General features: G+C 67.4%; 7 protein-coding genes. 4 read left to right on the forward strand and 3 right to left on the reverse strand.

The genetic code is table 11. The features are described 5' to 3' along the window. Both A5752_RS13600 and eccD read left to right on the forward strand, forming a co-directional pair. The coding region (locus A5752_RS13600; RefSeq protein ID WP_067086106.1) for a MinD/ParA family ATP-binding protein at positions 1–1,042 on the forward strand (1,042 nt) is incomplete at its 5' end. Beyond that, positions 1,039–2,565 carry a type VII secretion integral membrane protein EccD gene (eccD, locus tag A5752_RS13605; RefSeq protein ID WP_067086108.1) on the forward strand — a complete coding sequence of 509 codons (1,527 nt, stop codon included), beginning with the start codon at positions 1,039–1,041 and terminating at the stop codon, positions 2,563–2,565. The genes A5752_RS13600 and eccD, both read left to right, overlap by 4 nt. On the opposite strand, the gene A5752_RS13610 is transcribed toward eccD, so the two are convergent. The 3 genes from A5752_RS13610 to A5752_RS13620 form a co-directional block, all read right to left on the reverse strand. Then, a complete protein-coding gene (locus A5752_RS13610; protein ID WP_067086111.1) occupies positions 2,535–3,374 on the reverse strand; it encodes a DUF427 domain-containing protein in 840 nt (279 codons plus the stop codon). The genes eccD and A5752_RS13610 overlap by 31 nt on opposite strands. A 17-nt stretch (positions 3,375–3,391) precedes the next feature. Beyond that, positions 3,392–4,774 (reverse strand): acyl-CoA dehydrogenase family protein, encoded by a 1,383-nt coding sequence (locus A5752_RS13615; protein ID WP_067086114.1) that lies wholly within the window; start codon positions 4,772–4,774, stop codon positions 3,392–3,394. Between the two features lie 104 nt (positions 4,775–4,878). Then, on the reverse strand, positions 4,879–5,178 hold the full coding sequence (locus A5752_RS13620; protein WP_067086116.1) for a hypothetical protein: 300 nt from the start codon (positions 5,176–5,178) through the stop codon (positions 4,879–4,881). Between the two features lie 207 nt (positions 5,179–5,385). Between A5752_RS13620 and A5752_RS13625 the strand changes: the two genes are divergently transcribed. Together A5752_RS13625 and A5752_RS13630 are read left to right on the forward strand one after the other, a co-directional pair. Next, entirely contained in the window at positions 5,386–5,904 is a 519-nt protein-coding gene (locus A5752_RS13625; RefSeq protein WP_067086121.1) for a hypothetical protein, read from the forward strand. A gap of 7 nt (positions 5,905–5,911) precedes the next feature. Next, positions 5,912–6,220 carry a hypothetical protein gene (locus tag A5752_RS13630; protein ID WP_067086119.1) on the forward strand — a complete coding sequence of 103 codons (309 nt, stop codon included), beginning with the start codon at positions 5,912–5,914 and terminating at the stop codon, positions 6,218–6,220. The last annotated feature ends 172 nt before the right edge of the window (positions 6,221–6,392 follow it).

Here is a 6,392-nt window from a genome sequence, read left to right on the forward strand (position 1 = left end):
ACCCGCCCCCGCCCCTGCGCCGAGCCAGCACTTCGCCGAGCGCGAGGCCGAGCCGAACGGCGCCTTCGCCAGCGGAACACCCGCACAGACATCGGCGGCCTCCATCGGCAACCACCGTGCGATCGACGCCCTGTCGCATGTCGGGGTGAAGTCGGCGGTGAAGATGCCGTCGCAGCGCGGTTGGCGCCACATCCTCTACATGCTGACCCGCATCAACCTCGGCTTGTCCCCCGACGAGCTCTACGAGATGGACCTGCACACCCGGATTCGCCGAAATGCCAGGGATTCGTACCAGATCGGCGTCTTCGGCCTCAAAGGCGGTGTCGGTAAGACCGCCGTCACCGTCGCGCTCGGATCCGCGTTGAGCAAGGTGCGCGGCGACCGGATCCTGGCCGTGGACGCCGACCCCGACGGCGGCAACCTCGCCGACCGGGCGGGACGACAGTCCGCGGCCACCGTCGCCGATCTTCTGTCCGACAAGGAACTGCAGCGCTACAACGACATTCGCGCGTACACGAGCATGAACGGCGCGAACCTCGAGGTGCTCTCCAGCGAGGACTACAGTGGCGCCCGCCGCGAGTTCAACGACGAGGACTGGAAGGGCGTGACCAACATCGTGTCGCGCTACTACAACCTCGTGCTCGCCGACTGCGGCGCCGGACTGTTCCAGCCCGCGGCGCGCGGCGTGTTGTCGACGGTCTCGGGCCTGGTCATCGTGGCGAGCGCTTCAATCGACGGTGCCCGGCAAGCCGCGATGACCATGGACTGGTTGCGCCAGAACGGATATCAGGATCTGCTCAGCCGTTCATGCGTGGTGATCAACCACGTCGTACCCGGTAAACCGAACATCGACGTCGACGATCTGGTCGCGCAGTTCGAGCGCCATGTCCCGCCCGGCCGGGTCGTCGTGCTGCCGTATGACAAGCACATCGCGGCAGGCACCGAGATCCAGTTGGATCTGCTCGGCAAGTCGTTCCGGCGGCGCATTGTCGAACTGGCAGCCGCTCTGTCCGACGACTTCGACAGGCTCGAACGTCGGTGACCTCAACCGCCGCAGCAACATCCGCCTCGAGCGTCACGCCAGGGCGGCCGTCGACAACCCGGGTGACGATCCTGACCGGGCGGCGCATGACCGACCTGGTGCTGCCCGCGACGGCGCCGATCGAGACCTACATCGACGAAACCGTCTCGGTCTTGGCCGATCTGCTCGAGGACACACCCAAGGATGTGCTCGCGGGGTTCGACTTCAAGGCACAGGGGGTCTGGGCGTTCGCTCGGCCCGGTGCGCCGCCGCTGAAGTTCAACGAGTCGTTGGACGACGCGGGAGTCGTCGACGGGTCGCTGCTGACGTTGGTCTCGGTCAGCCGCACCGAGCGGTATCGCCCGCTCGTGGAGGACGTCATCGACGCGATCGCGGTGCTGGACGAGTCGCCGGAGTTCGACCGCACCGCGTTGAACCGCTTTGTCGGAGTGGCGATTCCGCTGGTATCGGTCATCGTGACGGTGATGGCGCTGCTGGCGTGGTCGCGGGCCGGCCACGACTGGTGGTGGGCGGTGGCGCTCGGCGTCCTCGGGTTGGGGCTGCTGGGTGGCAGCGCGGTGGCGAACAGCCGCTACCGAAACATCGACCTGGCGGAGAGCCTGTTGACCGGGGCGATACCGATGCTCGCAGGCGCGGTCGCCCTTGCCGTGCCACTGCCACGGGGCGTGGATTCGTTGGGCGCGCCGCAGATTGCGGGGGCTACCGCGGTGGTCCTGTTGTTGACCCTGGCGACGCGCGGCGGGCCTCGCCGGCGAGCCGAGTTGGCATCCTTTCTGGCGGTGACGTCCATCGCGGCGACGGCCGCGGCGATTGCGTACGGGTACGGCTGGCAACACTGGGTGCCTGCGGGGGCGATCGCGGTAGGCCTGATCGTGGTCACCAATGCGGCGAAACTGACTGTCGCCGTTGCTCGTATAGCACTGCCTCCGATACCCGCACCGGGTGAGACGGTCGCCAACGACGAACTGCTCGACCCCGTCGCGACGGCGGGCAGCGACGAGGAGTCGCCGACCTGGCAGGCGATCATCGCGTCCGTACCGGAGTCGGCGGCGCGGTTGCACGAGCGCAGCCAGTTGGCCAGGCGCTTGCTGATCGGATTCGTGACGGCCGGGGCGCTCGTGCTGACGGTCGGCGCGATCACCGTCATCACGCAGGGCCACTTCTTCATCCACAGCATGATCGTCGCCGGACTGATCACCGCGATCTGCGGCTTCCGGTCGCGGCTGTACGCCGAAAGATGGTGTGCCTGGGCGTTGTTGGCCGGCGTCGTGGCCGTTCCGACCGGCGTGATGGTGCGACTGTGCCTGTGGTATCCGGAGCGGTCATGGCTGGTGCTGGCGCTCTACCTTCTGCTCGGCCTCGTCGCGCTGATCGTCGTCGGGGCCACCGCGGGCGTGCGCCGGATCTCACCGGTGACCAAGCGGATCCTCGAGTTGCTCGACGGCGCGACGATCGCGGCGGTGATCCCAATGCTGCTGTGGATCGCGGGCGTTTACGACCTGCTGCGCAACCTGCGCTTCTGACTCCACTGCGTCGCCGGGCGGTCCTGGCGGACACCGTCGACGGTGACGTCCACCCGCTCGTCGAAGAAGCAGATGCGGTCGCGGACCCGCTCGCCGTCGGGCAGCGGATCGCGGTATGTCCATGCGACGTCGTCCGGTCCGCCCGGCACCGAGAAGTACGACGCCCGCCCCTTGTAGGCGCAGTAACTGATGGTGTCGCTGTCGTCGAGGTCGGCGACGACGTCGTCGCGCGGCAGGTAGTAACGCACCGGCAGGTTGGTTTCGAACAGCAGCAACGGGCGCGTCGACTCGGCAAGCAGGCGGCCGTCGGATTCGATCCGGATGTGTCGGCTGCTGGTCAGGATGTCGATGCGGTGATACGGATCGTGCGGATGGCTGACGATCGGCTCGTCCTCTTCCTGCCACTCGAACGCGGCGAAGTCCAGGACTGCGTAGTCGGCGAGGTCGGGGTCCTCGGGTTGGAAGGCCGCTGCGGGTGCCGTCTCTTCGCCGGCGATGACGTCGAATTCGGCACCGGGGCAGGAATGGGTGCCGAACGGGACCGTCGGGTCGAGCACCGCGCGGTCTTCGCCGGGACGGTCGGCGTCGTCGTCGCCGGACTCCGCGCCCGCGGGAACCAACTGCCCGGCCAGTGCGGTGATCGGGACCGCGTACGTCGGCAGTATCCGGCGCGGCTCCCAGACGAGGAGGGCGGCGCAGGTGTCGACGACCGGCTCGCCGGCCACGGCCACGCGGATCCGCTTCGGTGTCGGTTCGTATCGGAGGGCATCGAGGTTTCCGCGCAACACGTCGGCCATCCGGACGGCCATCGGGCACCCCTTGTCTGCTACTTGCGTGGCGGGCGCAAGACGTTCATCGCCAACCGCATTATCGGCGCGGGCACCCGATCCTTGGCGGAAAGCGCGGCATCGGCTGCTCGACCCCGCAGCGGCGTGCCGCGACCGAACATCTTGTTGAACGGGCCACCGCTGGGTTCGAGATCGAAGTGCAGCGGGGGCTTGCCGTCGGCGGCGCCGAGCGCGTTCGCGATGACGACCCGCTGGATCTCGCTGGTGCCCTCGAAGATGGTGTACAGCTTGGCATCCCGATACCACTTTTCGACGGGATGGTCCTTGATGTAGCCCCAGCCGCCCATCGTCTGGATGGCGCGCTCGGTGGCGCGGACGGCCACCTCGCTGGCAGCGAACTTCGACATCGAGCCCTCGCCGCGTTCGAACGGGATGCCGCTGGCGGCCATCCAAGACGCACGCCAGGTGAGCAGGCGGGCTCCGTCGAGAGTGGTCGCGAGTTCGGCAAGCGGAAACGCGATCCCCTGATTGTCGATGATGGGGGCGCCGAACGCCTCCCGCCGGTTGGCGTACTCGGTCGCGTATTCCAATGCGGCCCTTGCGATGCCGAGCGCCTGGGCGGCGACCATCGGGCGGGTCTGTTCGAAGGTGCCCAGCGTCGCCGAGCCGGAATGCCTACCGCCTTCGATGGCCTCGCGGGCCTTGGCCAGCTTGTGGTCGAGCTTCTCCTGCCCGCCGAGCAGGTTCTCGGCGGGAACGCGGACGCTGTTGAACTTCAGTTCCGCGGTATGCGATGCGCGGCAGCCGAGCTTGTCGAGCTTGCGGACCATCTCCAGTCCCGGGGTGCCGCCGGGGACGATGAACAGCGCCTGGCCCTTGTGGCCGAGCTCCTCGTCGACGACGGCGTTGACGACGTGCACGTTGGCGATGCCGCCGTTGCCGATCCACATCTTGTGGCCGTCGATGATCCAGTCGTCACCGTCGCGGTGGGCGCGCGTGCGAAGGTTGCGGACATCGCTGCCGCCCTCCGGCTCGGAGATCGCCAGTGCCGCAAGCTTGAGATCGCCTGGGGTGCCGAAGCATTCGGGTGCCCACTGCAACATCTGCTCGGGTGAGGCGGCCTGACCGATAGCCGAGAGCGCGAGGGCGGGCATCACCACGGCGAGCCCGATGCCTGCGCACCCCCAGAACAGCTCCTCCATGAACATCGGGAGGGATAGCCCGGTCGGGTCGCCGATGAGGTCGCGGTAGAACAGCGGACTGTAGAAGCCTCGGGTGGCGGCTTCCTCGAGGACCGGCCAGGGGAACTCCTGGCGCTGGTCGTAGTCGAGCGCAACGGGACGGATCACCTCTTCGGCGAATTCGTGGGTCCGTCGCGCCAGGTCGTGCTGCGCCTCGGTGGGCGTGAGGTCGAAGGCCACGACAGAGAGTTAGCCGCGCGTCCGCAATCCGAAACACTTGTTCGCTGAAATGGACAAGCCCCCGGATGGCTAGGGGTTCATCCGGGGGCTCGTCGGTGGGTGAGCTACTTGACGTCTACATAGACCGTCTTGTTGATCACCCGAGTGTTGCGGTCACCGCCGACGCCCAGGCTGTCCGTCTGGGTGTAGGTCTGACCGGGACGCACCGCCACTACGGACGCCTTGTCCAGCGGGGCGTTACCGATGCGGTTCACGATGACGTGGTAGCCCTGCGATTCCAGCTGGCTGATGGTGTCCTGCGCGTTCCCCGGTCCAGACGGCGCTGCCTGGGTGGGTGCGGCCAGTCCGATCAGTGCGGCGGCAAAGGCGCTAGCGGCGACGGTAGCGATACCAAACTGCTTCATTTTCGAGCCTTCTTCTTTTGTTCCGTTCGGTGTCCGAGCCGTGGCAAGTGTCGCGGTTCGTAGCTGCAGCTGATCTTGGAAACCTCAAGGTCAAAGGTTTTAATTCCGATGGCAGAAATTGATTGCCTGATGGCAGGAATTCTGCTGCGGGACAGCCGATTGCCCATGTTCGGGCGCCCGAATCGGCCCAACGAGGACACTGAGGGGATGGACCTGGCGGGCCTTCGGCTGCGACAGCGCGACGGCGTTACGTGCGGTCCGACGGTTGCGGTGGTGGCTGGTGCGCTGGTGAACCCGGACGCGCATGCGCGGCTTGTCGAGCCGGCGTGGTTCGCGGCGGAGCAGGTGCGGGTGCATCGCGACATCAACCGGCTCTGGCCGAGGCGGCTGGGCACGACGCCGTGCGGGATGGCCCGGGCGGTCAACGGCTGGAGTCGGGAGCTCGGCGTCCGGTATCGGTGGCGGTTGTTCTGCGGGTCGCGGGACTCGCTTGCCGACGTGCTGCGGGCAGTGGCCGGCGGGTGGCCGGTGCCGATGCTCATCGGCCGGTTCGTCCCGCGGCACTGGGTGCTGATCGTCGGGAGCGGGGGCGGTCGGCTCGAGTGTTATGAGCCGACGTCCGGGGCGGTGCGATCCGTCGGTGTGGACAGCGTGCGACGGGGTCGGTTGGTCGGGCTGGGGTATCGGCGACCGTTCGCGTTCGTCGTACCGCGTTCGAACGTATGATCGAACGGTGGGCGAGTTGAAGGGCATCGGGTACAACGGTCAGCCCGTCCAGCAAGCCTTCCGGCGCGTCGACCCGCCGATTGTCGTGATGGTCGACCTGGCCGCGGTCTTCCCGCGTGAGCCGCACGCCGTCGGCGGTTACAACCCGGCCGGTCTGCAGATGCACGCAGTGGTCGAGGGGCGGCTGTCGTGCTGGGGGCTATGCGAGCAGGGTTACTGGTGGGGATGGGTGACCTACGAGATCGCTTACGGCGCTCGTCGGAAGGCGGTCACGCACTGGATCCCCGCGTGGACGCTCAAGCCCAAGACGGAATAGCGAACGCCGGCGACTGGTCGCGGGTGGTCGCGTCGACGACAGCCGACAGGACTCACGGTCCTTCGCTGTTCTTGGGGTGGTTGTCGGGCTCTGTAGGTGGGTCGTCGGGTTCGTCGGGCAGGAGGTATTTCTCGGGGTGGTGGTAGTTGTTGATGCGGGCTTAGTCGCTGTC

The sequence above is a fragment of the Mycobacterium sp. 852002-51961_SCH5331710 genome (assembly GCF_001665535.1).
GTDB lineage: Bacteria > Actinomycetota > Actinomycetes > Mycobacteriales > Mycobacteriaceae > Mycobacterium.

Coding starts and splice junctions, on each gene's coding strand:
- A5752_RS13610 (WP_067086111.1), bottom strand. CDS start 3,374: ATGGCCGTCCGGATGGCCGACGTGTTGCGCGGAAACCTCGATGCCCTC.
- A5752_RS13620 (WP_067086116.1), bottom strand. CDS start 5,178: ATGAAGCAGTTTGGTATCGCTACCGTCGCCGCTAGCGCCTTTGCCGCC.
- A5752_RS13625 (WP_067086121.1), top strand. CDS start 5,386: ATGGACCTGGCGGGCCTTCGGCTGCGACAGCGCGACGGCGTTACGTGC.